The sequence below is a fragment of the Mangrovibacter phragmitis genome (genome assembly GCF_040429585.1).
Classification (GTDB): Bacteria; Pseudomonadota; Gammaproteobacteria; order Enterobacterales; family Enterobacteriaceae; genus Mangrovibacter; species Mangrovibacter phragmitis.
Genome location: NZ_CP134782.1, coordinates 4,590,297 through 4,615,668 on the forward strand (window position 1 = coordinate 4,590,297; position 25,372 = coordinate 4,615,668).

Annotated in this window: 23 protein-coding genes; 2 read left to right on the plus strand and 21 right to left on the minus strand. The window is 49.4% G+C overall.

Annotation, left to right across the window (positions count from 1 at the left end; genetic code table 11):
- Nucleotides 1–4: 4 nt before the first annotated feature.
- Nucleotides 5–538, minus strand: coding sequence for a YaeQ family protein (locus tag MPHASIOC01_RS22220; RefSeq protein WP_064598950.1), 534 nt, complete (start codon nt 536–538; stop codon nt 5–7).
- 212 nt (nt 539–750) lie between these two features.
- On the opposite strand from MPHASIOC01_RS22220, the gene MPHASIOC01_RS22225 reads away from it, so the two are divergent.
- Entirely contained in the window at nt 751–951 is a 201-nt protein-coding gene (locus MPHASIOC01_RS22225; protein ID WP_036105974.1) for a YaeP family protein, read from the plus strand.
- Nucleotides 938–1,198: a Rho-binding antiterminator gene (rof, locus tag MPHASIOC01_RS22230; RefSeq protein WP_064598948.1), complete on the plus strand. Its 261-nt coding sequence runs from the start codon at nt 938–940 to the stop codon at nt 1,196–1,198. Before MPHASIOC01_RS22225 ends, rof begins: the two co-directional genes overlap by 14 nt.
- A gap of 28 nt (nt 1,199–1,226) precedes the next feature.
- On the opposite strand, the gene tilS is transcribed toward rof, so the two are convergent.
- The 20 genes from tilS to rpsB all read right to left on the minus strand — a co-directional run bounded on the left by tilS (nt 1,227) and on the right by rpsB (nt 25,259).
- On the minus strand, nt 1,227–2,537 hold the full coding sequence (tilS, locus tag MPHASIOC01_RS22235) for a tRNA lysidine(34) synthetase TilS (RefSeq protein WP_353614969.1): 1,311 nt from the start codon (nt 2,535–2,537) through the stop codon (nt 1,227–1,229).
- A 29-nt stretch (nt 2,538–2,566) separates the two neighbouring features.
- Complete coding sequence (locus MPHASIOC01_RS22240; RefSeq protein ID WP_064598946.1) at nt 2,567–2,956, minus strand: VOC family protein; 390 nt, start codon at nt 2,954–2,956, stop codon at nt 2,567–2,569.
- A 38-nt stretch (nt 2,957–2,994) separates the two neighbouring features.
- The gene (locus tag MPHASIOC01_RS22245; protein ID WP_064598944.1) at nt 2,995–5,130 is read right to left on the minus strand and encodes a lysine decarboxylase LdcC; all 2,136 of its coding nucleotides are present in this window, start codon (nt 5,128–5,130) and stop codon (nt 2,995–2,997) included.
- A 261-nt stretch (nt 5,131–5,391) separates the two neighbouring features.
- Complete coding sequence (gene accA, locus MPHASIOC01_RS22250; RefSeq protein WP_036105984.1) at nt 5,392–6,351, minus strand: acetyl-CoA carboxylase carboxyl transferase subunit alpha; 960 nt, start codon at nt 6,349–6,351, stop codon at nt 5,392–5,394.
- A 12-nt stretch (nt 6,352–6,363) separates the two neighbouring features.
- Complete coding sequence (gene dnaE / locus MPHASIOC01_RS22255; RefSeq protein WP_064598942.1) at nt 6,364–9,846, minus strand: DNA polymerase III subunit alpha; 3,483 nt, start codon at nt 9,844–9,846, stop codon at nt 6,364–6,366.
- Nucleotides 9,847–9,887: 41 nt separating this feature from the next.
- On the minus strand, nt 9,888–10,481 hold the full coding sequence (rnhB, locus tag MPHASIOC01_RS22260) for a ribonuclease HII (RefSeq protein WP_064598940.1): 594 nt from the start codon (nt 10,479–10,481) through the stop codon (nt 9,888–9,890).
- Nucleotides 10,478–11,626 (minus strand): lipid-A-disaccharide synthase, encoded by a 1,149-nt coding sequence (gene lpxB, locus MPHASIOC01_RS22265; protein ID WP_353613313.1) that lies wholly within the window; start codon nt 11,624–11,626, stop codon nt 10,478–10,480. Before lpxB ends, rnhB begins: the two co-directional genes overlap by 4 nt.
- Nucleotides 11,627–12,415 (minus strand): acyl-ACP--UDP-N-acetylglucosamine O-acyltransferase, encoded by a 789-nt coding sequence (gene lpxA / locus MPHASIOC01_RS22270; RefSeq protein WP_064598936.1) that lies wholly within the window; start codon nt 12,413–12,415, stop codon nt 11,627–11,629.
- A 3-nt stretch (nt 12,416–12,418) separates the two neighbouring features.
- Nucleotides 12,419–12,874, minus strand: coding sequence for a 3-hydroxyacyl-ACP dehydratase FabZ (gene fabZ, locus MPHASIOC01_RS22275; RefSeq protein ID WP_064598934.1), 456 nt, complete (start codon nt 12,872–12,874; stop codon nt 12,419–12,421).
- A 113-nt stretch (nt 12,875–12,987) separates the two neighbouring features.
- Nucleotides 12,988–14,013, minus strand: coding sequence for a UDP-3-O-(3-hydroxymyristoyl)glucosamine N-acyltransferase (lpxD, locus tag MPHASIOC01_RS22280; RefSeq protein WP_064598932.1), 1,026 nt, complete (start codon nt 14,011–14,013; stop codon nt 12,988–12,990).
- 5 nt (nt 14,014–14,018) lie between these two features.
- The gene (gene skp / locus MPHASIOC01_RS22285; protein WP_064598930.1) at nt 14,019–14,513 is read right to left on the minus strand and encodes a molecular chaperone Skp; all 495 of its coding nucleotides are present in this window, start codon (nt 14,511–14,513) and stop codon (nt 14,019–14,021) included.
- A 119-nt stretch (nt 14,514–14,632) separates the two neighbouring features.
- The gene (bamA, locus tag MPHASIOC01_RS22290; protein ID WP_353613314.1) at nt 14,633–17,038 is read right to left on the minus strand and encodes an outer membrane protein assembly factor BamA; all 2,406 of its coding nucleotides are present in this window, start codon (nt 17,036–17,038) and stop codon (nt 14,633–14,635) included.
- Nucleotides 17,039–17,071: 33 nt separating this feature from the next.
- Nucleotides 17,072–18,430 (minus strand): sigma E protease regulator RseP, encoded by a 1,359-nt coding sequence (gene rseP, locus MPHASIOC01_RS22295; RefSeq protein ID WP_353613315.1) that lies wholly within the window; start codon nt 18,428–18,430, stop codon nt 17,072–17,074.
- A gap of 11 nt (nt 18,431–18,441) precedes the next feature.
- Entirely contained in the window at nt 18,442–19,299 is an 858-nt protein-coding gene (gene cdsA / locus MPHASIOC01_RS22300; protein WP_064598926.1) for a phosphatidate cytidylyltransferase, read from the minus strand.
- A gap of 12 nt (nt 19,300–19,311) precedes the next feature.
- Nucleotides 19,312–20,070: a (2E,6E)-farnesyl-diphosphate-specific ditrans,polycis-undecaprenyl-diphosphate synthase gene (gene ispU / locus MPHASIOC01_RS22305; protein WP_064598925.1), complete on the minus strand. Its 759-nt coding sequence runs from the start codon at nt 20,068–20,070 to the stop codon at nt 19,312–19,314.
- Between the two features lie 192 nt (nt 20,071–20,262).
- Nucleotides 20,263–21,459 carry a 1-deoxy-D-xylulose-5-phosphate reductoisomerase gene (gene ispC, locus MPHASIOC01_RS22310; RefSeq protein ID WP_353613316.1) on the minus strand — a complete coding sequence of 399 codons (1,197 nt, stop codon included), beginning with the start codon at nt 21,457–21,459 and terminating at the stop codon, nt 20,263–20,265.
- A 253-nt stretch (nt 21,460–21,712) separates the two neighbouring features.
- A complete protein-coding gene (frr, locus tag MPHASIOC01_RS22315; protein WP_036106016.1) occupies nt 21,713–22,270 on the minus strand; it encodes a ribosome recycling factor in 558 nt (185 codons plus the stop codon).
- 172 nt (nt 22,271–22,442) lie between these two features.
- Nucleotides 22,443–23,168, minus strand: a complete 726-nt coding sequence (gene pyrH / locus MPHASIOC01_RS22320; RefSeq protein WP_036106019.1) for a UMP kinase — start codon at nt 23,166–23,168, stop codon at nt 22,443–22,445.
- Between the two features lie 259 nt (nt 23,169–23,427).
- Complete coding sequence (gene tsf, locus MPHASIOC01_RS22325) at nt 23,428–24,279, minus strand: translation elongation factor Ts (protein ID WP_064598924.1); 852 nt, start codon at nt 24,277–24,279, stop codon at nt 23,428–23,430.
- Nucleotides 24,280–24,533: 254 nt separating this feature from the next.
- On the minus strand, nt 24,534–25,259 hold the full coding sequence (rpsB, locus tag MPHASIOC01_RS22330; protein ID WP_064598922.1) for a 30S ribosomal protein S2: 726 nt from the start codon (nt 25,257–25,259) through the stop codon (nt 24,534–24,536).
- Nucleotides 25,260–25,372 lie beyond the last annotated feature (113 nt).

Sequence of the window (25,372 nt, forward strand, 5' to 3'; positions counted from 1 at the left end):
TGATTCACCATTGATGAGGTTGTATTTCCAGATTGCTGCTGCCATCAGACAACCAGATAACACCTTCCTGAAGCGTTGCCTGGAGCGACATTGTGCGGGATATCAACGCGGTAAGTTGCGCCAGTTGTTGATCGTCCAGATACCATACTGTTAAATCAGCATAACCATTGATTACGCCTCGCATCTGCTCATACCACACTTGTGCTGCCCGTGAATTATAAGCAAACAAAACCACTTTATCTGAAAGACTATTCGCTTTTTTGAGGCGCTTCTCTTCTGGGAGTCCTAAATCTATCCAAAGTTCAATGCCACCAAAATCATTACGTAACCAGAGCTCTGGTTCATCATCCGCACATAAACCACGAGTAAAATGCAAAGACTCGCTGGCATACATTATCCAGGCCAGCAAACGAAGCATCATTCTTTCCTGGGTTTCCGATGGGTGCTGAGCCAGGGTAAGGTTATGTTCCAGATAAACGTGCCTGTTCAGATCTGCCACATTCACCGTAGCCTTATAAACCGTTGCTTTTAATGCCATATATCCCCCACAAAAACACCTGACGTGCATTGTAACGAAAAGCATTAATTTGCACAGGTAAACGAATGAATTTATGCGTGACTTTACATAAGCCCGCGGTAATATCAACCAGATGAGTATGCTATAGTCACCTTGCGAAACAGCATTTATCTTCGTAGGCTTAACTGGCATCCCATGTATAAGTCTGTAGCCAAAAGCTGACTGGAGGGTATGTGGAAAAATATTGTGATTTGATTCGCAGACGTTACTCAGAAATTGCCAGTGGCGACCTGGGCTATGTGCCTGATGCGCTGGGTTGTGTATTGAAAACGTTGAATAACATTGCCTCAGACGAAACGCTTTCTGATTCTGTCAGGGAACCTGCAGCTTACGCTGCCGCTAACTTACTGGTGAGCGATTATGTCAATGAATGATGCGTATCAGCCAATCAATTGCGATGACTATGACAATCTGGAGCTGGCCTGCCAGCATCACCTGATGCTGACCGTAGAGTTAAAAACAGGCGATGTAATAAAAGCAAAGGCACAGGATCTGATTTCGCGTAAAAACGTTGAATACCTGGTGCTTGATGACGGCGGAAACAGCCAGGAGTTGCGCCTCGATAAAATTGCCAGCTTCAGCCACCCGGAAATTGGCACCGTAGTGGTCAGTGACTCATAATTGCCCAGGGCAGCAACGCTGCCCTGATTTATTCAGGCTGCCAACAAAAGTACCATTGGTCTGGGCCGGGTTCACCCTGCTGAGTAATAAAATAACCAGCCGCCGCAATAAGTTGTTCGTTATAAAACAATAATGGAACAGTCCTTCTCTTCCATGGTGCAACCCCCAGTTCCTGCCATATTTTCTTCAGTTCCCTCCCTTTGTCCCGACCAACAATGTGCAATAACCCCGAAGCAGTAAAACGAATGGACACTTTTTCATCTTCTGTTGCTGGCCGCACCGCCAGGCCATTACCCGGTACCTCACGGCAAAAAACTTGCCCACACCCGGCAGGTAATTGCAAAGGCGTCAGTGGATATTCCCAGGGTATACAGGCATTTCGTGGGATCCTTACAGGTTTGACCAAATATAACGCCCCCTGGAAACGTCGTACCTCCCATGGTGCTATATGGAGGCAGGGCATAGCGTCTTCACGGCTCACGGCCACTTCATACCACAACCGCTTTAATTGCTCCCGTGAAGGCATTTTTGCACCAAGACACGCCAGCCAGCGCCGTAAGATTGCAGCTCGCCGCACTTCGCTCATGGTGTTCAGAGGCGCTATTTGTAATGAACTATCTGGCTGCACCAGAGCCTCAAGCTCCTCCGCGAGAAGTTCATCCAGCAATTGTTCCTGTTCCGCACACAACTGCGCACTCCTGGCCACAGCCTGCGTGAAATGAGGCCATCGTTGTTTCAGCTCTGGCAATATAGTCAGGCGCAAAAAATTCCGGTCATACCGGGTATCGGTGTTACTGTCATCGTCAATCCAGTGGAGCTTCGCAGCCCGTGCATAATGCTCCAGTTCAGTGCGCGAAAGTGATAATAAAGGGCGCAGTAGCGCACGGCCCGAAAACTGCATTTCTCGCGGCATGGCAGAAAGGCCAGCAGGCCCGCTACCGCGCTTCAATGCCAGTAAGAAAGTCTCGCTTTGGTCGTCAAGGTGCTGAGCAGTCAGCAACGCTTCGTCAGGAGCCAGAACGGCTTCAATCGCCTGATAGCGAACTTCCCGTGCCGCAGCTTCCACTCCTTTACCATTCGGGGAGACAGCCACATGGCAGGCGATAAACTCAACATCCCACAACTGGCATAATTGCCTGCAATGCGCCAGCCAGGCATCAGCGTGAGCGCTTAAGCCATGGTGCACATGTACCGCCCGAACAGATAATGCCGGGTTTTCAGCACGCAGTGCAACCAATTGGTGGAGCAGCACTGTCGAATCCAGCCCGCCACTGAAACCAACCAGGAAGTGGCGGTGATCTCCAAGGTCAGACAGGGAAAATAAAGGGCCAGGTAACATAGCCGTCATACTGTCATTCGTCACAGTAATTAACTCTGATAAAGTTCGAGGGGTAACCCATCCGGGTCACTGAAAAAAGTGAACCGTTTCCCGGTGAACTCATCTGTTCTCACTGGTTCGCAGGTTACCCCTTTGTCCTGCAGCACACCCACGGCCGCCTGAATATCGTCTACCGCAAACGCCAGATGGCGCAAACCACAGGCTTCGGGCCTTGAAGGGCGGGCTGGTGGAAAAGGGAATGAGAAAAGCTCAATAACATACTGCCCGTTCAAACCGAGGTCGGCCTTCCATGAGTCCCGCGCTTCACGGTAAACCTCCGCAAGCAGAGTAAAACCCAGAATGTCGCAATAAAATTGCTTACTTGCTGCATAGTCGGATGCAATTATCGCAATATGATGGATGCGTTTAATAGCCAGCATAATGTCATTATCCCTTTCTTTTAGCGTAAAAATGCCTGTTATTCTTTTAACACCCGCACACGGTAGATACCGTCTTCCCCAAGCCTCGCCCCATGAATATCCGTTTCAAACCCAGGGTAATGTTTACCTATGGAACAAAGCATTAGCAGAAAGTCCAGCACTCCCCTGCTTGCGTCAGTGATACGTTCACCAGGCATAACAACGGGAACACCAGGAGGATAAGGTAAGATCATATTCGCCGAAACTCGACCAGCAAGTTTCTCAATTTCTACAGTTTCTACATTACCGCGTAATTGTTGCTGATACATTTGATGGGGTGTCAATGCCATTTCGGGCAGCGTATCAAACGCATTTAACATCAGGCGTGGCAACTCATGCTGCTGGATAAGATCATGGATCCCTTGTGCCAGTGTCTGAATTCGCATATTGCGATAAAAATCAGGTGCCTCTGCATACAGGTCTGGCAGTATATTGCGCACCCGCAGATTCAGGTCATAAGCGCGCTTGAATTCCATCAGGCCACGCAACAGGCTCATCGCCCGGGTTTTATCAATACCAATACTGAACAGGAACAACAGATTATACGGCCCAGTTTTTTCCACCACCACGCCGCGTTCATCAAGGAACCTGGCGACCAGCGCGGCTGGGATCCCTTCGCTCGCCATAGTACCCTGCTGATCCATACCAGGCGTGAGGATCGTAACTTTGACAGGATCAAGGTACATATGAGCATGGCAGGCGTCACGAAAACCGTGCCAGTCCTCTCCGGGTTCTATGGGCCAACAATCTGCTTCATCAATATCTTCTGGCTGCCAGATATCAAAAAACCACCCATCAGCTTCTTCTCGCAGGCGCTTAATCTCTTTGCGAAAATGCAGGGCCCGTTCAACTGAGCGGTTAATCAACCGCCGGCCGGGATTTCCCCGTAACATTGCCGCCGCAGTTTCAATGGAAGCCACCAGTGGGTAACTGGGAGATGTGGAAGTATGCATCATGTATGCTTCGTTAAAGGTTTCCTCGTCATAGTCACCTTTAATATGAATCAGCGATGCCTGAGAAAGCGCGGCCAACATTTTGTGTGTGGACTGCGTTTCAAAAAAGACCTTGCCCGGAACCCGCTCCCCACTCATGCCACTTTTTCCATTATAAATAGGATGGAACTGGGTATAGGGCACCCAGGCTGAATCAAAATGAATAGAAGGAACATCCAGGGTTTGCTTGATCCAGTTGGTGTTGTACAGCAAACCATCGTAGGTAGAGTTGGTTATCACAGCATGAACAGGCCAGCTCGCACCAGGCGTTAACGCCACTTTGGCCTCAATACTCTCATGTGAAAATTGTGACTGCGGAATACCGCCCAGAATCCCCAGAGCATTACGTGTCGGCTTTAACCAGAGTGGCACAATATCGCTCATCATCAGCAAATGCGTCAGAGATTTATGGCAGTTACGATCAACCAGCACAGTACTGCCAGCGGGTGCCGCATACATGCCCACAATTTTGTTCGAAGTGGATGTCCCATTTGTGACCATATAGCTCTGCTCGGCACCAAAGGTGCGAGCAATATACTCTTCTGCCTCTAAATGTGGCCCGGAATGATCTAATAAAGACCCCAGTTCAGTAACAGAGATGGAGACATCTGCCTTTAAGGTATTCTCACCAAAGAAATCGTAAAACAGACACCCCACCGGGCTCTTTTGATAAGCTGTTCCACCCATATGGCCCGGGGTACAAAATGTGTATTTCCCTTCTTTTACATAAGTAAACAGCGCTTTGGTAAAAGGGGGAGTAATGGCATCAAGATATTCATCAGTGTACTGAACAATACGCTGAGCAATATCATGTGCCACTCCAAGGGTGTATTCAAAAAAACACAATGCCATACGCATTTCATTGGTACTGACATCTAACGTGGAGTGCGTATTGATGAACGCATACAAAGGCAAATGTTCGTTCAGTTGGTTGATTTCCGGGCACAACTCCAGGCCGTAGTCATCCCAGTCAAACACCACACCACAAATGCGCGGATTATGCTCAAGCAATTTCAGTAAGTCTGCACTGCTTCCCGGGAAGATAAGTTGAAAATTCTGCTGGCGCAGGGCATCAGCCAGTTCACGTAATGGACCTTCTTTATAAAACACACCATGCGTTTCCATGATAGCGATAATATTCACATTTACCTCTTTGCTTATTCCTTTGTGTAAGCATAACCAGGCTGTCTGATTCCTGAAACGAAAAAGGGCCGCTAAGCGGCCCTTCAGATTGATGAAAAAGAAGGAAAAAGCGTGGTTTTTCCTTCTTTTTAGCTAGCAGCCGAAAATCAATGAATTGATTTTCCTGGTTTTTATTGGGTGACATCCTCTCGTTCTCTGCGAACATGAGGTTTGTCATCAGGCTCAAGGGCCGCTAAGCGGCCCTTTAAGACAGTCGGTTGATTAAGCGTAACCGTAGGTCATCAAACGCTGATAACGCCTGTCGAGTAATTCATCTTTACTTAACACGTCTAAATCAGCAAGATCAGCAATCAATTGCGCTTTCAATGATTCTGCCATGGTTTCGGGGTTACGATGAGCCCCACCCAGAGGTTCGGCAACTACACTGTCTATCAGTTTCAGTTCTTTAAGACGTGGGGCGGTAATTCCCATCGCCTCTGCAGCCAGTGGGGCTTTATCCGCACTTTTCCACAGAATAGAGGCACAACCTTCCGGTGAAATCACAGAATAAGTGCTGTATTGCAACATGTTGACTTTATCGCCAACGCCAATTGCCAGAGCACCACCTGAGCCCCCCTCACCGATGACTGTACAGATGACAGGCACTTTCAGGCGAGACATTTCGCGCAGGTTACGGGCAATCGCTTCAGACTGACCACGCTCTTCAGCACCCACACCAGGATAAGCGCCAGGAGTGTCAATAAAGGTAATAATGGGCATATTGAAGCGCTCAGCCATTTCCATCAGGCGCAACGCTTTGCGGTAACCTTCTGGTGCCGGCATACCAAAGTTACGGCGGATCTTCTCTTTGGTTTCACGGCCTTTCTGGTGGCCGATTATCATCACCGGGCGCCCATCTAAACGCGCAATACCGCCGACAATCGCTTTATCGTCAGCATAAGCACGGTCTCCGGCCAGCTCATCAAACTCATCGAACGCCAGGCGAACATAATCCAGAGTATAAGGACGCAGAGGATGACGGGCGAGCTGTGCAATTTGCCAGGCCCCCAAATCAGCGAAGATTTTACGCGTCAGTTCCACGCTTTTTTCGCGCAAACGGTGAACTTCTTCGTCGATATTTATATCCAGTTTTTCATCCTGACGGCCTACGCTGGTCAAGGAATCGATTTTCGCTTCCAGCTCTGCAATAGGCTGTTCAAAATCAAGGAAATTCAGACTCATAATATTCCTGTTTTAGTCAAACTCCAGTTCCACCTGCTCCGGGCCAATAAGGCCACGTAAATCGTTAAGTAAACGATCACTCGGAGATACACGCCACGTTGCCCCAAAGCGTAACCGCGCACGTGCGTCCGCCCTCTGATAATAGAGATGTACCGGAATAGTCCCCGAACGGTGGGGTTCCAGTGACTGGCGGAGACGGTTTAAAAGCTGGTCATCAATTTGCCTGTCCGTCAGCGAGATAGCAAGCCCGCGTGCATATTTTTCCCGGGCTTCGTCAATATCTATGACTTCACGGGCGGTCATTTTAAGCCCCCCGCTGAAGTCATCAAAGCTGACCTGTCCACTGACGATCAAAATACGGTCTTTTTCCAGCAATTGCTGGTATTTGTCCAGAGCATCGGTAAATAACATCACTTCCAGGCGACCAGAACGGTCATCCAGAGTACAAATACCAATACGGTTGCCTCGCTTGGTGACCATAACCCGCGCAGCAAGCACCAAACCTGCAGCAGTGGTAACTTTACCACGCTCGGTCGGGTGCATATCTTTCAGACGCATTCCTCCAACATACCGCTCAATTTCTTTCAGATACTGATTAATAGGGTGACCGGTAAGGTATAGCCCAAGGGTTTCGCGCTCGCCATCCAGTACAACCTGTTCAGGCCAGGGTGTTACACTGGCATAAGATTGCTCTACCTGCTCAGGCTCTTCCGCCAGTACACCAAACATATCAGCCTGACCAATGGCTTCGGCTTTGGCATGCTGATCGGCCGCTTTCAGCGCATCACCAAGAGCGTTCATCAGCGCAGCCCGGTGTGGGCCCAGCCGGTCAAACGCCCCCGACATAATCAGTTTTTCCAGCACTCGCCTGTTTAACTTCTTAGTATCAGTACGGGCACAGAGATCGAACAACTCGCGGAAATAGCCCCCTTCATTGCGCGCTTCAATAATGGCTTCAATCGGGCCTTCACCCACACCTTTGATTGCGCCAATGCCATACACAATTTCCCCGTCATTATTCACATGGAAGTGATAAAGACCAGAATTTATATCTGGTGGCAGAATTTTGAGCCCCATCCGCCAGCACTCATCCACCAGCCCGACAATTTTATCGGTATTGTCCATATCAGCGGTCATCACCGCCGCCATAAACTCAGCGGGATAGTGTGCCTTAAGCCAAAGCGTCTGATACGACACCAGAGCATAAGCCGCTGAGTGTGACTTGTTAAACCCATAACCGGCGAATTTCTCCACCAGGTCAAAGATTTTCATTGCCAGTTCGCCATCAACGCCATTTTTTTTCGCACCTTCTTCAAAGGTACCGCGTTGTTTGGCCATTTCTTCTGGCTTTTTCTTACCCATGGCGCGCCGCAGCATATCTGCGCCACCCAGAGTATACCCAGAGAGAACCTGCGCTATCTGCATCACCTGTTCCTGATACAGAATAATGCCATAAGTCGGCTCAAGAACAGGCTTCAGGCTTTCGTGTTGCCACTGAACATCAGGATAGGATATTTCTTCTCGCCCGTGTTTACGGTCAATGAAGTTATCCACCATACCGGACTGCAACGGCCCGGGCCGGAACAGTGCCACCAGGGCTATCATGTCTTCAAAGCAGTCAGGCTGCAGGCGCTTAATCAGATCTTTCATACCACGGGATTCCAACTGGAATACCGCGGTTGTTTCTGAGCGCTGCAGCATATCGAAACTTTTTTTATCATCAAGCGGAATCGCCGCAATATCTAACGGCGGCAGCCCTTCACGCTCCCTGCGGGCGTTGATCATTTCCATCGCCCAGTTGATGATGGTCAGTGTCCGCAAGCCAAGGAAGTCAAACTTCACAAGACCGGCATATTCAACATCACTTTTATCAAACTGAGTAACCGGGTGCCCACCCAGTTCATCGCAATATAATGGTGCAAAATCAGTAATTTTGGTGGGCGAAATGACCACGCCCCCCGCATGTTTCCCGGCATTACGCGTAACACCTTCCAGCTTACGTGCCATATCAATCAGCGCACGAACTTCTTCATCCGCTTCATAGATTTCTGGTAGCTGTGGCTCGGCCTCAAACGCCTTGGCGAGGGTCATCCCCGGGTCTGGAGGAACCAGTTTCGAAATACGGTCGACAAAACCATACGGGTGCCCAAGTACACGGCCAACATCGCGAATAACCGCTTTGGCCGCCATGGTACCGAATGTGATTATCTGCGAAACCGCATCACGCCCGTACATATCCGCAACGTGGTCAATAACCCGGTCGCGCTTTTCCATACAAAAATCGACGTCGAAGTCAGGCATGGAAACACGTTCTGGGTTCAGAAAGCGTTCAAACAGCAAATCCAGCGCCAGGGGATCGAGGTCGGTAATCTTCAGGGAATATGCCACCAGCGAGCCCGCTCCTGAACCACGACCAGGGCCAACGGGAACGCCGTTATCTTTCGACCACTGGATAAACTCCATTACTATCAGGAAGTACCCCGGGAACCCCATTTGGTTGATAACCTTGAGTTCTGTTTCCAGGCGTTCATCATAGGGAGGCCGCCGTTTCTGGCGTTCTTCTTCATCCGGGAACAAGAAAGCAAGGCGTTCTTCAAGGCCTTCGCGAGATTTTTTTACCAGGAAGTCCTCGGTGGACATATCACCAGTTGGGAACTTGGGAAGGAAATATTCGCCAAGGCGCACTGTGACATTGCAACGCTTCGCAATTTCTACGCTGTTTTCCAGCGCTTCCGGAATGTCAGCGAACAATTCGCACATTTCGTCTTCACTGCGCATGTACTGCTGCGCAGAGTAGAGGCGCGGGCGTTTAGGGTCATCAAGTGTAAAACCATCATGAATAGCGACACGAATCTCATGGGCATCAAAGTCCGATGCTTCAAGGAAACGGACATCGTTGGTTGCAACAACAGGCAAATCATGCTGCTCCGCAAGCTTTACTGCTGCGTGCAAATAGTTTTCTTCATCAGGTCGCCCGGTGCGAATCAATTCAAGGTAGAACCGGTTCGGAAAATGTTGTTTCCAGAAAGCCAGGCTTTGCTCGACCTGAACATCATTACCACGCAGTATCGCTTTTCCCACCTCTCCCATGCGCCCACCGGAAAGGATTATCAGCCCTTCACTCAACTCAACCAGCCACTCACGGTCAATCCACGGGCCTGCATCACCATAACCACGCTGGTAGGCATGTGAAATAAGCAAGGTAAGGTTTTGATAACCGGTATTGTTGACAGCCAGCACAGTCAGTTGCGTCATTTCATCGCCACTGATCTCACTGGTCATTTGCAGGTCCGCGCCAACAATAGGCTTCATGCCGACACCATGCGCGCCACCATAAAACTTCACCAGACCACACAAGTTGGTGAAATCCGTAATGGCCATCGCTGGCATGTTAAGTGACGCAGCTTTTTTAACCAACGGCCCGACTTTCGCCAGGCCGTCAATCATTGAGTAATCACTGTGTATCCGTAAGTGGACAAAACGTGGTTCAGCCATCTCTTCATCCGGTTAATGGTCTCAATTGGACAGGCCGTACTTCAGGCCAGACCCAGAGCCCTTTTGACTGGGGAAAAACTGCGGCGATGATGCTCTGTCGCACCCAGGGCCGCCAATTTTTCAAGGTGATAAGCTGTCGGGTAGCCTTTATGTTGAGCAAACCCATATTCTGGATATTGTAAGTCCAGTTCGACCATTTCTTTATCGCGGGTTACTTTTGCCAGAATGGAAGCAGCACTGATTTCCGCTACCAGACTGTCACCTTTGACGACGGCCATTGAAGGCACAGGCAATACCGGGCAACGGTTACCATCTATCAATACATACTCAGGCGAAATGCTCAAACCGGCAACAGCACGCTGCATCGCAAGCATAGTAGCATGAAGAATATTCAGTGAATCTATTTCTGCCGGTTCAGCACGACCAAGGCTCCAGGCAAGAGCTTTATCAACAATCTCGTCGTACAGTGACAGACGGCGTTTTTCTGATAACTTTTTCGAATCCGCCAGCCCTGATATTGGACGGGCAGGATCGAGGATAACGGCGGCAGTCACCACTGCTCCAACAAGTGGGCCTCGCCCCACTTCATCAACCCCCGCCACTCTGTATGTGTGTGGGTAGATAAACTCACTCATTGAACTAACTCCAGTACAGCCTGTGCTGCCTGATCATCTGCATTGCACCGGATTTGCTCATGTAATGCCCGGAAGGTGTCATGCAAATGCTGGCTCTCATCTCCGCCTTCCAGCATGGGAATTAATGCCTGCGCCAGTTTTTCTGGCTGGCATTCATCCTGCAGTAATTCCGGTACCAGTTCGCGCCCGGCCAGCAAATTAGGCAACGAGACATATTGTGTTTTCACCAGACGTTTGGCCAGCCAAAAAGTGAAGGGTTTCATGCGATACCCGACAACCATAGGACATTTCGCCAGCATACATTCCAAAGCAGCAGTGCCCGAGGCCAGTAATGCAGCATCACTGGCAACCATGGCTTCGCGTGCCTGCCCGTCCAGTAAGTGGAGCGGAAAATCAGGAGCAACACGCTGTTTAATCTCTTCAAACTCAGCCCGGCGTTTAGCGTTGACCAGCGGCACAACGACTTCAAGATTAGGCCAACGCTGGCGAAGTAGCTGTGCTGTAGCGATAAAATCAGCGCTCAGCATCGACACTTCGGCATGCCGGCTTCCTGGCAGCAATGCAAGACATCGCGCTTGCGGATCCAGCCCCAATATTTTACGTGCTGCCTGCTTGTCCGGGTCCAGGGGCATAGCATCGGCCATTGTGTGCCCAATAAACCGGCATGCCACCGAGTAGCGATCATAAAAGGCTTTTTCAAATGGCAGAAACGCCAGAACGATATCTGTTGCCCGCCCTATTTTGAATACACGCTTTTGCCGCCATGCCCACACTGAAGGGCTGACATAATGAACAGTACGTATTCCACGCTGTTTGAGGCTTTCTTCCAGTGTGAGATTGAAATCGGGCGCATCAATACCCACAAACACATCTGGCCTGAGTTCACTGAAACGCCGGGTCAGGTCAGCACGGACATGAAGCAGCCGCGGTAAACGCCCTAACACTTCAACAATGCCCATTACGGCCAGTTCTTCCATTTCATACCAGACTTCGCACCCTTCAGCCTGCATGCGTGGTCCTGCGACCCCAACAAAGCGGGCATCAGGGACACGGGCTTTCAGAGCTTTTATCAGACCGGCACCAAGAATATCGCCGGAGGTTTCTCCGGCGACCAGGGCAATAGTGAGGGGACGAGCAGGTTTCATTTAACGAATCAAACCGCGTGTCGAGCGCTCAAAGAACTCGGTGAATAGTGCAACCTCAGGAACGTTAGCAGCCAGCTCGGTAATTTCCGGCTTCACATCTTCCAGTGTTTTACCGCTACGATACAGTAACTTGTACGCACTGCGGATAGCTGTAATCGCTTCACGGCTAAAGCCACGGCGTTTCAGACCTTCAATATTCACACCAAATGGTGATGCATGGTTACCCTGCGCTATCACATACGGTGGTACGTCCTGAGCAACCCCAGAACAACCACCGACCATGACGTGAGCGCCAATAATGCAGAATTGGTGCACAGCCGTCATACCGCCAATAATCGCGAAATCATCAACAGACACATGCCCGGCAAGTGTTGCATTATTTGCAAGGATACAACGATTTCCTACAGTGCAATCATGCGCAATATGCGCATTGATCATCAACAGGTTATCGCTGCCCACCTTTGTCAATCCCCCGCCCTGAGCTGTTCCGCGATGAATAGTGACACTTTCACGAATGCGATTGCGATCACCAATTTCTACACGCGTTGGTTCACCTGCGTATTTGAGGTCCTGATTCACTTCGCCAATAGAAGCAAACTGGTAAATCTCATTGTCACAGCCAATTTTCGTATGGCCGTTAACAACAACATGGGATTTCAGAACTGTACCAGAACCAATTTCCACATGGGGGCCGACAATACAAAAGGGACCAATGTGAGCACCGGCACCAATAACAGCACCGTCTTCAACAATGGCAGAAGGATGAATAAAGGCGGATTTATCTATCACGTATTATGCCTCCCGGCTCCGTGCACACATCATTGTGGCTTCGCAAACCACTTTACCGTCAACCAGAGCCACGCCTTTAAAGCGGGTCAGCCCACGACGTGTTTTCTCGAAAGTCACTTCCATGACCATCTGGTCTCCAGGCACGACTGGGCGTTTAAAACGCGCTTCATCAATACCTGCAAAATAGTAAAGCTCACCTGGCTCCAGTTTACCAACGCTTTTAAATGCCAAAATTCCCGTTGCCTGCGCCATCGCTTCCAGGATTAGTACACCTGGAAAAATCGGTTTACCGGGGAAATGTCCCTGGAAAAACGGCTCATTGACGGAAACGTTTTTCACGGCACGGAGAAAATGGCCTTCTTCAAAATCCAGCACACGGTCTACCAGCAAAAAAGGATAACGATGCGGCAGCAACTCTAAAATCTCTTCAATGTGCAGAGTATGAGTGTCAGTAGTCAAAATACTCTTCCTGTTCAATATACTAAAAAGCAATAATAACACGGCCTGCGGCAACCTAAATAGATCGCTTGCAGGCCGATAATCAGGCAACATCCGTGTCAGCGCGAGTGATGTCAGTCTTGTTGATTAACTTTGCGCTCGATGGCTTTAAGACGTTTTGTCAGGTCATCGATATTCATCACCAACGCAGCTGTTTTGCGCCAGACTTTATTGGGTTGCAAAGGAATACCAGACGAATACACGCCAGGCTCAGTAATCGGGCGCATGACCATCCCCATACCCGTCACTGTGACCTTATCGCAAATTTCCATGTGGCCGTTGATAACACTGGCGCCACCAATCATACAGTAGCGGCCAATTTTCAGGCTGCCAGCCATTATCACACCACCAGCAACTGCGGTATTGTCGCCAATCACAACGTTATGTGCAATCTGGCACTGATTATCAATAATGACACCCTGCCCAATAACTGTATCGTCGAGGGCTCCACGGTCTATGGTGGTACATGCGCCAATCTCAACGTTATCGCCAATAATTACGCGACCAAGCTGAGGAATTTTGATCCAGTTGCCGCGTTCGTTAGCGTAACCGAAACCGTCAGAACCAATCACAGTGCCGGACTGGATAAGGCAGGACTGGCCAATATGAATTTCATGGTAAACCGTGACATTGGCCCACAAACGTGTGCCTGCGCCAATATGGGTATTTTTACCCACAAAGCAGCCAGCACCAATGACTACGTTATCGCCCAGTTCAACGCCTGACTCAATAACCGCGTTTGCGCCAATCGCCACATTGTCACCTAATTTGGCGGTGGCATCGACAACTGCACTCGGAGCTATATTTTTTGCAGGTTGCGGCGTTGTATCCAGAATTTGCGCCATACGCGCATAAGTCACATACGGGTTTTTAACCACCAATGCCGCACTTTTTGCGTAGGGTAAATCATCCGTTGTCATCACAACAGCAGAAGCCTGGCATTGGGCCAGATGCTCGCGATAACGTGGATTAACCATAAAGGTTATTTGGCCTTCCCCGGCAGATTGCATCGAGGCCACACCGGTGATGACGATATCGCCATCACCGTGTAACTCGGCATCCAATTGCTGGGCTAAATCAGCCAGTCGAATTGAAGGCATGAGACTTATTTAACCTGTTTCAGTACATCTGCAGTGATATCTTTAATGTCACTGCTGGTATAAGCAACAGTGTTGGCGTCCAGCACTACATCATAACCTTCATCAGCGGCCACTTTTTTCACTGCGGATTCGATACGTGTAACCAGCTTGCCACGTTCTTCATTAGAACGACGGGCACGATCCTGTTCAAAAGCCTGAGCTTTGCTCTGGAAGGCTTCACGTTTCGCCATAACATCTTTTTCCAGCTTGCTACGGTCGCTGGCTTTCATGGTTGAACCATCACGTTGCAGGCGTTGCATTTGGGATTGCAGGCTGTTTTCCATGCTTTGCAATTCACTGGCGCGGCCTTTGAACTCATTTTCCAGAGATTTAGAAACACCTGAGCTCTGCGCAACTTGCTGGAACAAGTTCCCCATGTTGACTACAGCGATTTTATCTGCTGCCTGAGCAGAAGCAGCCATGACCAGACCCAAACCTGCTGCAACTAACCACTTTTTCACAATAAAACTCCTTACCGTCCCAAATATACCCGAAGGTACGCTTTTGCCAGCCAGTAGTCACCAAAAATGAACTGACTGGCTGAGCTTTGCACTACGAGGCCATCCCGGGCCCGGAAAAATTACCAGGTTTTACCAATGTTAAACTGGAACTGTTCCGCTTTATCTCCACTGTATTTCTTAAATGGCTGCGCATAAGAAAAGACCAATGGGCCTAATGGAGACATCCATTGTAATGACAAACCTGCAGACATACGGATATTAGTTGGATCACTATAGTCAGGAATACCTAACGCGCGCATCTGTTCCGTATTTTTCCAGTGTGTATCCCAGACACTACCTGCATCAACAAACAGTGATGTCCGCAGTGAATTCGCATATTTTTCACTAACAAACGGGGTTGGCGTAATCAACTCAAGACTGGCCACACCCATAGCATTCCCACCAACTGCATCACTTGAGCTACAAAGATCTGCGGAACTACAGTTACTCTGGTTCGGACCATAGTAAACCGCTTTCGGACCAATGTTGTTAGACTGGAACCCACGCACAGTGCTTGAACCACCAGCGTAGAAGTTTTCATAGAATGGCAATTCTTTGCCACCCAGACCATCACCATAACCCCAGCGAGTCCGGCCTAACAGAACCCAGGTGTGATCATCGTTAATAGGCAGATAACTTTGCGTATCCAGCGTAACCTTGTAGAACTCGTTATCAGAGCCAGGGATCGTCACTTTGCCATTCAGGTTAACGCGCGTACCTGACGTTGGGAAGAAACCACGATCAAGACGGTTGTATGTCCAGCCGTAGTTAAAAGTGAAGTCATCCGCACTAAAGCTGTTACTTGTAGACGACATATTCGCGTTCTGGCCAACTGATTTCAGATAGCGCCACATTGCGACCTGAGGCTGCATGTTTGACAAGTCGTTATGCACGTAACCTAAACCTGCACGTAACGAGTTGTACTCATTAATCGGGAACCCGAGAGTGCCGTCCAGGCCATAACTTTTGTTGGTATAGCTGGACAAGTCCGCATTGTCTGCCTTGAAGTCGTTATAGAAAATACGCCCACCAAGGCTGACACCATCTACCGTGAAATACGGATTGGTGACAGAAAATTCTGAATAGGTCTGGTAGTCATTCTTAGTACCATTGATACCCACTGAATAACCCGTACCCAACCAGTTATCCTGCTGTACCCCAACCTGGAAACTGACACCGCTTTCTGTACCGTAACCAACACCAAAGTTGAAGCTACCGGTGTTACGTTCTTTAACTTTGTACACCACATCAACTTCGTCCGGCTTACCTGGTACACGTTGTGTATCGGTATCTACCGTTTCGAAATAACCAAGGCGGTTCAGGCGCTCTTTACCCTGCTCGACTAAATCGCTCCCTAACCACGCACCTTCCATCTGACGCATTTCACGGCGCAAAACAGAATCTTTGGTGATATCGTTACCTTCGAAACGAATACGACGAACATAGAAACGGTTGCCCGCATCTACATTGATATTCAACTTAACGGTCTTATTGGCATCATCGACTTCGGGTACGGTCTGCACGCGTGGGTACGCGTAGCCATATTTGCCCAATAATTTTTTGATGTCGTCTTCCATCTTCGTCACTTTCGTGCCGTTATAGAGTTCGCCCGGCTGGATCTTCGTCAGCGCTTCAATTTCAGCGGAGTGTCCTGCCAGATTACCGCGAACGGTAACGCCTGAAAGCTTATATTGATGGCCTTCAGTAATATTGATGGTGATATAAATGCCTTTCTTGTCTGGCGTGAGACTGACCTGAGTCGAATCAATATTGAAACGCGCATAACCATGATCAAGGTAGAAACTGCGCAGCGTCTCCAGGTCACCAGACAGTTTTTGTTTCTGGTATTTTTGGTCTGCAACAACGTTCCACCACGGAACTTCATCGCGCAACTGGAACCGGGAGACCAGGCTGTCCGTACTGTAAGCATGGTTGCCAACAATGTTGATCTGCTGAATTTTCGCAGATACCCCTTCCTGGAAAACCAGTTTCAGGTCAACACGGTTACGGGGAAGTGGCGTGACTACAGCTTTCACGCTGGCACTGTATTTACCAACGCTATAGTAGAAATCTTCCAGCCCTTTTTCGATATCAGACAGTGTTGTCCGGTCCAGCGCTTCGCCGACACGCACTCCCGAAGCTTCAAGGTTCTGCTTGAGCATGTCGTCTTTCACTGACTTATTGCCAGCAAACGTGATGCTGGCAATCGTCGGGCGTTCTTTGACCTGCACTAACAAAGAATCACCGTCACGCAGAACACGAACATCTTCAAAGTTACCGGTGGCGAACAGTGAACGGATGGTATTACTGATATCCTCGTCAGTAACGGTGTCACCTGGACGCACCGGCATACTGAGAAGGGCCGCACCAACGGCGACTCGCTGCAGGCCTTCGAAATGAATATTCTTCACTACGAAACCGTCTGCGCCGTATACGGTAGCGCTGCTAAACAGCAGCGACGCTATGAGCAACTTTTTTATCGCCATCGTTATTATGCGTTCTTCCTAACCTGAGTCTCTCTATAACCGAGAGAAATCATTAAAAAGTGCAAGCCCCATTAACAGCATCAGTAGAACAGAACCAACCCGATAACTGAGGTCTTGAACTCGCTCGGAAACCGGCGCGCCTTTAAGCTTCTCAATAGCCAAAAACAGCAAGTGTCCCCCGTCCAGCACAGGAAGAGGAAACAGGTTGATTATCCCAAGATTCACACTGATGAGAGCAAGAAACATCAGGTAATAGATCAACCCAAACTCTGCTGACATTCCGGCACCCTGAGCAATAGAAATAGGCCCACTCAGGTTGTTCAGCTTAACGTCACCGATTACTAATTTGCCCAGCATATCGACCGTGAGCCTCATCAATTGCCATGTTTTTCCTGTGGCTTCAATGACTGCGGCAAACGGCCCATACTGGCGCACTGTCTTATACTCATCAGGCAAAGGAATCACATGCGGCACAACGCCCGCGAAGCCCTCAGCCTGTTTTGTTCTGCCATTCTCTTTCACCGCAGGTGTCAGCGTAAGAGAAAGCAAATTTCCTTTGCGTTCGACATCCAGCCGAAGTGGTTTACCCGGGTTATCCCGCACCTGACTGACAAAATCTGACCACTGAACCAATGGCTGACCATCGACTTTAACGATCCTGTCCCCTGCTTGCAAACCTGCATTGCTCGCGGCTGAATGAGGTTGGACCTCAGCAAGTACTGGTTCGACTTGCGGTGATACCGGCAAAAAACCAAGAGACAGAACAGGATCCTGCTTGTCTGGTTCAAAGTGCCACTGGCGTAAATCCAGTGTGACATCACGCTGTTTATCTGTACCAAAAGGTGCCACACGCAGCGTCGTGCTGCTATCACCAATCTTACTGATAAACGCGAGGCGAACAGCATCCCAGTCAGGCGTTTCGATACCATCTACCGCTTTTAGTTCCGTGCCGGGTAAAATTTGTGCCTGCGCGGCGATTGAATCAGGCCTTACGCCACTAACAACCGGATAGACACTGGGGATACCAATAATGAAGACCATCCAATAGGCAAAGATGGCAAAAATGAAGTTAGCAACTGGCCCCGCCGCAATAATTGCAGCACGCTGAGCAACGGTTTTGTTATTGAAAGCACGATGGCGCTGTTCGGGCGCAACAGGTTCAATGCGCTCATCCAGCATTTTGACATACCCCCCAAGAGGGATAAGTGCGATGACAAACTCAGTACCCTGTTTATCTGTTCGTTTCCACAATGCCTTGCCAAAACCAATAGAAAAACGGTCAACACGGACTCCGCAACGGCGCGCAACCCAAAAATGGCCGAACTCATGCACCGTAATTAAAACTCCAAGTGCAACGATAAAAGCAGCCAGATTCCAGAGTATGCTGAGCATAAAACCTTCCGTTAAATCGTCCTGAAAACTAACAACAAAAGACAGGCAAAAACAGGAACCGCCGCTGTCAAACTGTCGATACGGTCGAGAATACCGCCATGCCCGGGAATCAACGAACCACTGTCTTTGATACCCGCTTCGCGTTTAAACATACTTTCCGTTAAATCGCCCAGTACCGAAGCAAGTGCGGCGATGACAGAACAAGTTAGCAAAGTAACCGGTGCGACGTCTAAATGAGCCAGTGCGCCAAATGCCCACGCAATAACAGCGGATGTCAGCAGGCCACCAATAAACCCTTGCCATGTTTTACCTGGTGACACTTTTGGTGCCAGCTTATGCTTGCCAAACAGCTTGCCAAACATGTAAGCCCCTGAGTCTGCTCCCCAGACCAGAAACATAACATACAGCAACCAGACAGATCCGGCGTAATGGTTGTCATCATAATGCCAGGAGCGCAGAACTACCATGCCCCAAAAAAAAGGTACAATGGTGGCAACACCAAAGCACAGGCGTAATATGTGTGAGCGCCTCCAGACACTGGCAGAAGCCGGGTAACTTAATACCAGCAGCAGAGCAACACACCACCAGCCCAGGGCAAGCCACAGCCACCCTTCAATCAAAGGAATGTGCGCATTATGGCGATATTCCGGCAACAGAAACAGCATCAGGGTTAAAAGCAACCCACATAATACTGCCAGCCAGACACGTTGAGAGCGGCTCTTAAAGCCACTCAACTGCCCCCATTCCCAGGCGGCGAGCATGCACACAACCAGCGTCACAATGGCAAATCCTGCGGGCGGCAGCCAGAATAACGCAGCAATGACGACCGGTATTAAAATAAATGCGGAAATCAGGCGATACTTCAGCAAAAGCAACCCCCATCAGGCTTTTTCGCCATCCGGTGCTGTACCGCCATAACGACGTTCCCTGCTCGCAAAGGCATTGAGTGCACCTTCAAAATCTTGTTCATCGAAATCAGGCCAAAGCACTTCGGTAAAGTAAAGTTCAGCATAGGCTATCTGCCACAGCAAAAAATTACTGATCCGGTGTTCTCCACCTGTCCTAATCACTAAATCCACGGGTGACAACTCATTCATACAAACCTGTTGCCCCAGCATGTCTTCATCAATTTGCTCAGGGAGAACTTCGCCCGACTGAACGCGCGCAGCAAGCGCTTTCACTCCCTGAATAATATCCCAGCGCCCACCATAGTTGGCTGCGATATTCAGCGTCAGCCCAGTATTCTGAGCAGTTAACGCCTCCGCTTTTCTGATCCGTTCCTGTAACCGCGCATTAAAGCGGCTGGTATCACCAATAACCCGCAAACGGACATTGTTGCGGTGCAGGTTTTTCACCTCGCTATCCAGTGCCCAGATGAACAGTTCCATTAAAGCACTAACTTCTTGTGCCGGACGGTTCCAGTTTTCGCTACTGAACGCATAAAGTGTCAGCGCATCCAGACCGATATTCGCGGCAAATGTCACAGCCCGACGAACCGATTTGGCTCCGGCCTTATGGCCAAAGGCCCTCATTTTCCCCTGACGTTTCGCCCAGCGCCCGTTACCATCCATAATGATGGCAACATGACGGGCACCATGTTCAGGCAAACTTTCGCTTAATGGTTGGTTAGCAGACAACATAACGCGTTTTATTCCCTAATCGGATTAAGCGGTTCTCAGGAATACTGATGCCTTTACGTAAAAAAGCCGTGCTCAATCACGGCTTACCCGATAAAAAAACAAACTCAGACATTTATCGGGTGGCGCAGACTATATCACCTCAGCCTGATGCTCACAAATGGCACTGAATTCAGCGCGTGAATATTCCCCACGCTACCCCCCAATATGGTTAACCTGTTTACTTGCCAGTTCACGAGCACCTGCATCGACATCCAGCACTTCATCAACCGATAGCGGCTCCCTGACATTCAGCTTATCGAGCACCGCACTGTTAACCTGGGCAATATCCGTAAAACGAATACGATTCGCCAGAAATGCAGCTACTGCAACTTCATTCGCAGCATTCAGTGCAGTTGTCGCAGCCTGGCCTTGTTGCGAGGCATCAATTGCCAGGCGCAGACAAGGATAGCGTGAGTAATCTGGCTGGCTGAAAGTCAGTTGATTCAAACGGCAAAAATCGAGTGGTTTCACGCCAGCATTAACACGGCCAGGCCAGCCCATTGTATGGGCAATGGGTGTGCGCATATCAGGTTCACCCAGTTGCGCCAGTACGCTACCATCACGATAACGCACCATTGAATGAATCACCGACTGGGGGTGAATCAGAACTTCCATCTGCTGTGCTGAGGCATTAAAAAGCCAGCGGGCTTCAATATACTCGAGTCCCTTATTCATCATTGTGGCCGAATCGACTGAAATCTTACGCCCCATTGACCAGTTAGGATGACGACAAGCCTCTTCAGGCGTCATCATTTCAAGGTCACTGAGCACAGTTTCACGAAAAGGCCCACCAGACCCGGTGAGAAGAATGGATGACACTCCATACTCTTCAAGTTCAGCGTATCCCAGATTTTGCTGGATTGGTTCCGGTAAACTCTGAAAAATGGCATTATGTTCGCTATCCACAGGTAGCAATTGCGCACCATATTGCTTCACCGCATTCATGAAAAGGCGACCACAGGTGACCAGTGACTCCTTGTTGGCGAGCAAAATTTGCTTGCTCGCTTTTATCGCGGCAAGAGTTGGCAGCAAACCTGCTGCACCGACAATAGCCGCCATAACCTGGTCAACGCCATCCAGTGCCGCCATTTCGCATGCCGCCTGCGGGCCGAACAGAACCTCTGTTTTGCTGCCTGCATCCCGCAATTGCTGGCACAATGCACGGGCACTCTCCTCATCATTCATAACAGCGAAACGCGGGTTAAATTCCAGACATTGCTCAACCATGCGCGTGACATTTTTGCCAGCGACAAGCGCGGTAACCGAAAATTGCTGAGGATTATGGCGGATGACATCGAGGGTGCTACTACCCACTGACCCGGTGGACCCGAGAATAGTCAATTGCTTCATGCGTTGCCTGTTGTAGAACCGAGTAACCAGGCACATCGTTACCTGATTCGCTCCTGACTGCAGCACACCTGCAGTCCCCTCTCTTTCAGCACACAGGCTGAACAGAGAAAATCACTGAATTGCCCTAAAACGATGCTGGCTGATAAGCCAGGTTGCCTGGTGGCAAAGGCAGTCAGTGCCCAGAAACTAAGCACTACTGACAAAAAAGCCGTGAGTCAGACACGGCTTTTTCTTGCAGCGCTAAGTCATTCAATCAGAACTGCATCAGTTCCGCTTCTTTATCAGCCAGTGCGGCGTCAACTTTCTTGATTGCTGCATCAGTCAGTTTCTGAACATCGTCCTGAGAACGACGGTCGTCATCTTCACTGATTTCTTTTTCTTTCAGCAAAGCTTTAACTTTATCGTTAGCGTCACGACGAACGTTACGCACAGCAACACGCGCCTGTTCGGCTTCACCACGCACGACCTTGATCAAGTCTTTACGGCGTTCTTCAGTCAGTGGTGGCAGCGGCACACGAATAACACTCCCGGCGGAGTTCGGGTTCAGTCCCAGGTCGGAAGCCATAATTGCTTTTTCTACTGCCGGCCCCATGGTGCGGTCAAATACGGTCAGTGCCAGGGTACGGGAATCTTCTGCGACCACGTTTGCCAACTGGCGCAACGGGGTTGGCGTACCATAGTATTCCACCATGATACCGTCCAGCAGACTGGGGGAGGCACGGCCTGTACGGACTTTGCTGATTTGATTTTTAAATGCTTCAACGCATTTTTCCATACGCACTTCAGCATCTTTTCTGATGTCGTTAATCACGTTACGAATCCTTGAAAACTGGTTGTCAGGCAGACCACACTTCTGTTTCCTCCCACAGCAACTGTGGTTGACCTAAGTATAGTCTCGTAAAATTCATGGCACCCGTATGGCTGCCTGTCGTCAAACTAACTTTTCTGGACTGAATGGTACCCTGATTCCGGCCTAAGGAACATTAGTCTGTAATCAAAGTGCCTTCTTTTTCACCCATAACCACCCGACGCAGTGCGCCTGGCTTGTTCATGTTGAAAACACGGATGGGTAATTTGTGATCGCGCGCAAGTGTAAATGCGGCCAGGTCCATCACTTTCAGCTCTCTGTCGAGAACATCATGATAAGACAGTTGTTCATAAAGCGTCGCAGAAGGGTCTTTTACCGGGTCAGCGGAGAACACGCCATCAACTTTGGTTGCTTTCAGTACTACATCGGCTTCAATTTCAATACCACGCAGACATGCTGCTGAGTCAGTAGTAAAGAAAGGATTACCAGTACCAGCAGAAAAAATGACGACGCGATTATTACGCAACAAGCTGATTGCTTCTGCCCAGCTATAGTTATCGCACACGCCATTGAGCGGAATAGCTGACATTAAGCGCGCATTAACATAGGCACGATGCAAAGCGTCACGCATAGCCAGGCCATTCATTACTGTCGCCAGCATCCCCATATGGTCACCGACCACACGGTTCATTCCAGCCTGAGCAAGGCCGGCACCGCGGAATAAGTTACCACCGCCGATGACTACCCCGACCTGGATCCCCAGTTCAACCAGTTCTTTGATCTCCTGAGCCATACGATCCAGTATGCTCGCGTCAATACCGAAGCCTTCCGCTCCTTGCAGTGCTTCCCCACTCAATTTGAGCAGAATACGCTTGTAGACAGGTTTTGCGTTGGTAGCCATGTTTCTTTCCTGGGACAGTAAACAAATGGAATGGATAATCTGGTGACAATATTTGTCATATTTCAGGACGGCTGACATCAGAGCAGGCCGATTTTTTCAGACCCCGCAATAATGCTCTGGTATTTCGCCGGACAATTGCCATCCTGTTGTCATGCTTTTCTCTGCCGGTTGCAGGCATTATCACATTTTTTGAGGGTGGCTTAGTTCTGAAAATGACAGATACAAAAAAGGAGCCGCCCTAAGACGGCTCCTCCCGGCATTACGAGTTTTTGGACATTGCTGCAACTTCAGCAGCGAAGTCAACTTCCGCTTTTTCAATGCCTTCACCCACTTCAAAGCGGATGAAACCTGTTACATCAGCATTGTGTTCTTTCAGCAGCTGACCAACAGTTTTGCTCGGATCCATTACGAAGTTCTGACCAGTCAGAGAGATCTCACCGGTGAATTTACGCATACGGCCTTCAACCATTTTTTCAGCGATTTCACGCGGTTTACCAGACTGCATGGCAATATCCAGCTGGATTTGGTGTTCGTGGCTTACTACGTCAGCCGGTACATCTTCCGGTTTAACGTATTCTGGTTTGCTGGCAGCAACGTGCATGGCAATGTGTTTAACCAGTTCGTCATCCGCACCAGTCGCAGCAACCATAACACCGATACGCGCACCGTGCAGGTAAGAACCCAGAACATCGCCTTCGATAACAGAAACACGACGGATGTTGATGTTTTCACCAATTTTGGCAACCAGTGCAGTACGTTGTTCTTCAAACTGCGCTTTCAGAACTTCTACATCGGAAACACGGCCAGCCACAGCTGCAGCCAGAACTTCTTCGCCAAATGCTTTAAAACCAGCATCTTTAGCAACGAAGTCAGTTTCACAGTTCAGTTCCAGAACGAGACCAAATTTGCCATCGATAGCAGTCAGGATAACGCCTTCAGCAGCAACACGGCCTGCTTTTTTAGCCGCTTTTGCCTGACCAGACTTACGCATGTTATCGATTGCCAGTTCGATGTCGCCATTCGCTTCGACCAGCGCTTTTTTACATTCCATCATGCCTGCGCCAGTACGTTCGCGCAGCTCTTTTACCAGAGAAGCGGTAATTTCTGCCATTTTCTAATCCTCGGTTATCTCGTGCGGGGAGATATACCCTGCATGTTGAAGCCACACCCGGCACCTGTAACAAGTGCTTTCCGATGTGTTTTACCACACCACTGTGACACCAATGCAAAAGGGTATAGCGTTCAGCTTGTCTGGCTTTATAAAGCCGGACAGGCCGGACTCAAACAAAAAAGGGAGCCTGAGACAGGCCCCCTAACCAAACTATTCATACCTGGTTAATAAGGGCTCTTAAAGAGCGAACCTTATTATTCAGCTTCTACGAAGCTTTCTTCCGCCTGAGTAGCCAGATCCTGAGAACGGCCTTCACGTACGGTTTCTGCAACTGCGCCCAGGTACAGGCTGACAGCACGGATTGCATCGTCGTTACCCGGGATAACGAAATCAACACCATCCGGATCAGAGTTGGTATCAACAATAGCAAATACCGGGATGCCCAGGTTGTTTGCTTCTTTGATAGCGATGTGTTCGTGATCAGCGTCGATAACAAACAGTGCGTCCGGCAGGCCGCCCATATCTTTGATACCGCCCAGGCTGTTTTCCAGCTTGTCCAGTTCACGAGTACGCATCAGCGCTTCTTTTTTGGTCAGCTTGTCGAAGGTACCGTCCTGAGACTGAGTTTCCAGGTCTTTCAGACGTTTGATGGACTGACGAACAGTTTTCCAGTTAGTCAGCATACCGCCCAACCAACGATGGTTCACGAAGAACTGATCGCAGCTCAGAGCAGCGTCTTTTACCGCTTCGCTTGCAGCGCGTTTTGTACCAACGAACAGAATCTTACCTTTACGGGAAGAAATTTTGTTCAGCTCGGCCAGAGCGTCGTTGAACATCGGTACAGTTTTCTCAAGGTTGATGATGTGAACTTTGTTACGCGCACCGAAGATGAACGGTTTCATTTTCGGGTTCCAGTAACGGGTCTGGTGACCGAAGTGAACACCAGCCTTGAGCATGTCGCGCATGGAAACAGTTGCCATGTTTTAAAACCTCTATATAAAGTTGGGGTTATGCCTCCACGTATCCCATATTACCGACCCCGAAGAGCACCCCGGAATATGTGCCGATACGTGTGTGTTATACACAAAGTGAG

Excerpts from the sequence above, each read along its gene's own strand:
- lpxB (WP_353613313.1), bottom strand. The coding sequence starts at position 11,626 with ATGAAACCTGCTCGTCCCCTCACTATTGCCCTGGTCGCCGGAGAAACC.
- bamA (WP_353613314.1), bottom strand. The coding sequence starts at position 17,038 with ATGGCGATAAAAAAGTTGCTCATAGCGTCGCTGCTGTTTAGCAGCGCT.
- rseP (WP_353613315.1), bottom strand. The coding sequence starts at position 18,430 with ATGCTCAGCATACTCTGGAATCTGGCTGCTTTTATCGTTGCACTTGGA.
- lpxD (WP_064598932.1), bottom strand. The coding sequence starts at position 14,013 with ATGCCTTCAATTCGACTGGCTGATTTAGCCCAGCAATTGGATGCCGAG.
- MPHASIOC01_RS22220 (WP_064598950.1), bottom strand. The coding sequence starts at position 538 with ATGGCATTAAAAGCAACGGTTTATAAGGCTACGGTGAATGTGGCAGAT.
- rpsB (WP_064598922.1), bottom strand. The coding sequence starts at position 25,259 with ATGGCAACTGTTTCCATGCGCGACATGCTCAAGGCTGGTGTTCACTTC.
- rof (WP_064598948.1), top strand. The coding sequence starts at position 938 with ATGTCAATGAATGATGCGTATCAGCCAATCAATTGCGATGACTATGAC.
- ispC (WP_353613316.1), bottom strand. The coding sequence starts at position 21,459 with ATGAAGCAATTGACTATTCTCGGGTCCACCGGGTCAGTGGGTAGTAGC.
- pyrH (WP_036106019.1), bottom strand. The coding sequence starts at position 23,168 with ATGGCTACCAACGCAAAACCTGTCTACAAGCGTATTCTGCTCAAATTG.
- ispU (WP_064598925.1), bottom strand. The coding sequence starts at position 20,070 with ATGTTGTCTGCTAACCAACCATTAAGCGAAAGTTTGCCTGAACATGGT.
- accA (WP_036105984.1), bottom strand. The coding sequence starts at position 6,351 with ATGAGTCTGAATTTCCTTGATTTTGAACAGCCTATTGCAGAGCTGGAA.
- tsf (WP_064598924.1), bottom strand. The coding sequence starts at position 24,279 with ATGGCAGAAATTACCGCTTCTCTGGTAAAAGAGCTGCGCGAACGTACT.
- MPHASIOC01_RS22240 (WP_064598946.1), bottom strand. The coding sequence starts at position 2,956 with ATGCTGGCTATTAAACGCATCCATCATATTGCGATAATTGCATCCGAC.
- dnaE (WP_064598942.1), bottom strand. The coding sequence starts at position 9,846 with ATGGCTGAACCACGTTTTGTCCACTTACGGATACACAGTGATTACTCA.
- tilS (WP_353614969.1), bottom strand. The coding sequence starts at position 2,537 with ATGTTACCTGGCCCTTTATTTTCCCTGTCTGACCTTGGAGATCACCGC.
- rnhB (WP_064598940.1), bottom strand. The coding sequence starts at position 10,481 with ATGAGTGAGTTTATCTACCCACACACATACAGAGTGGCGGGGGTTGAT.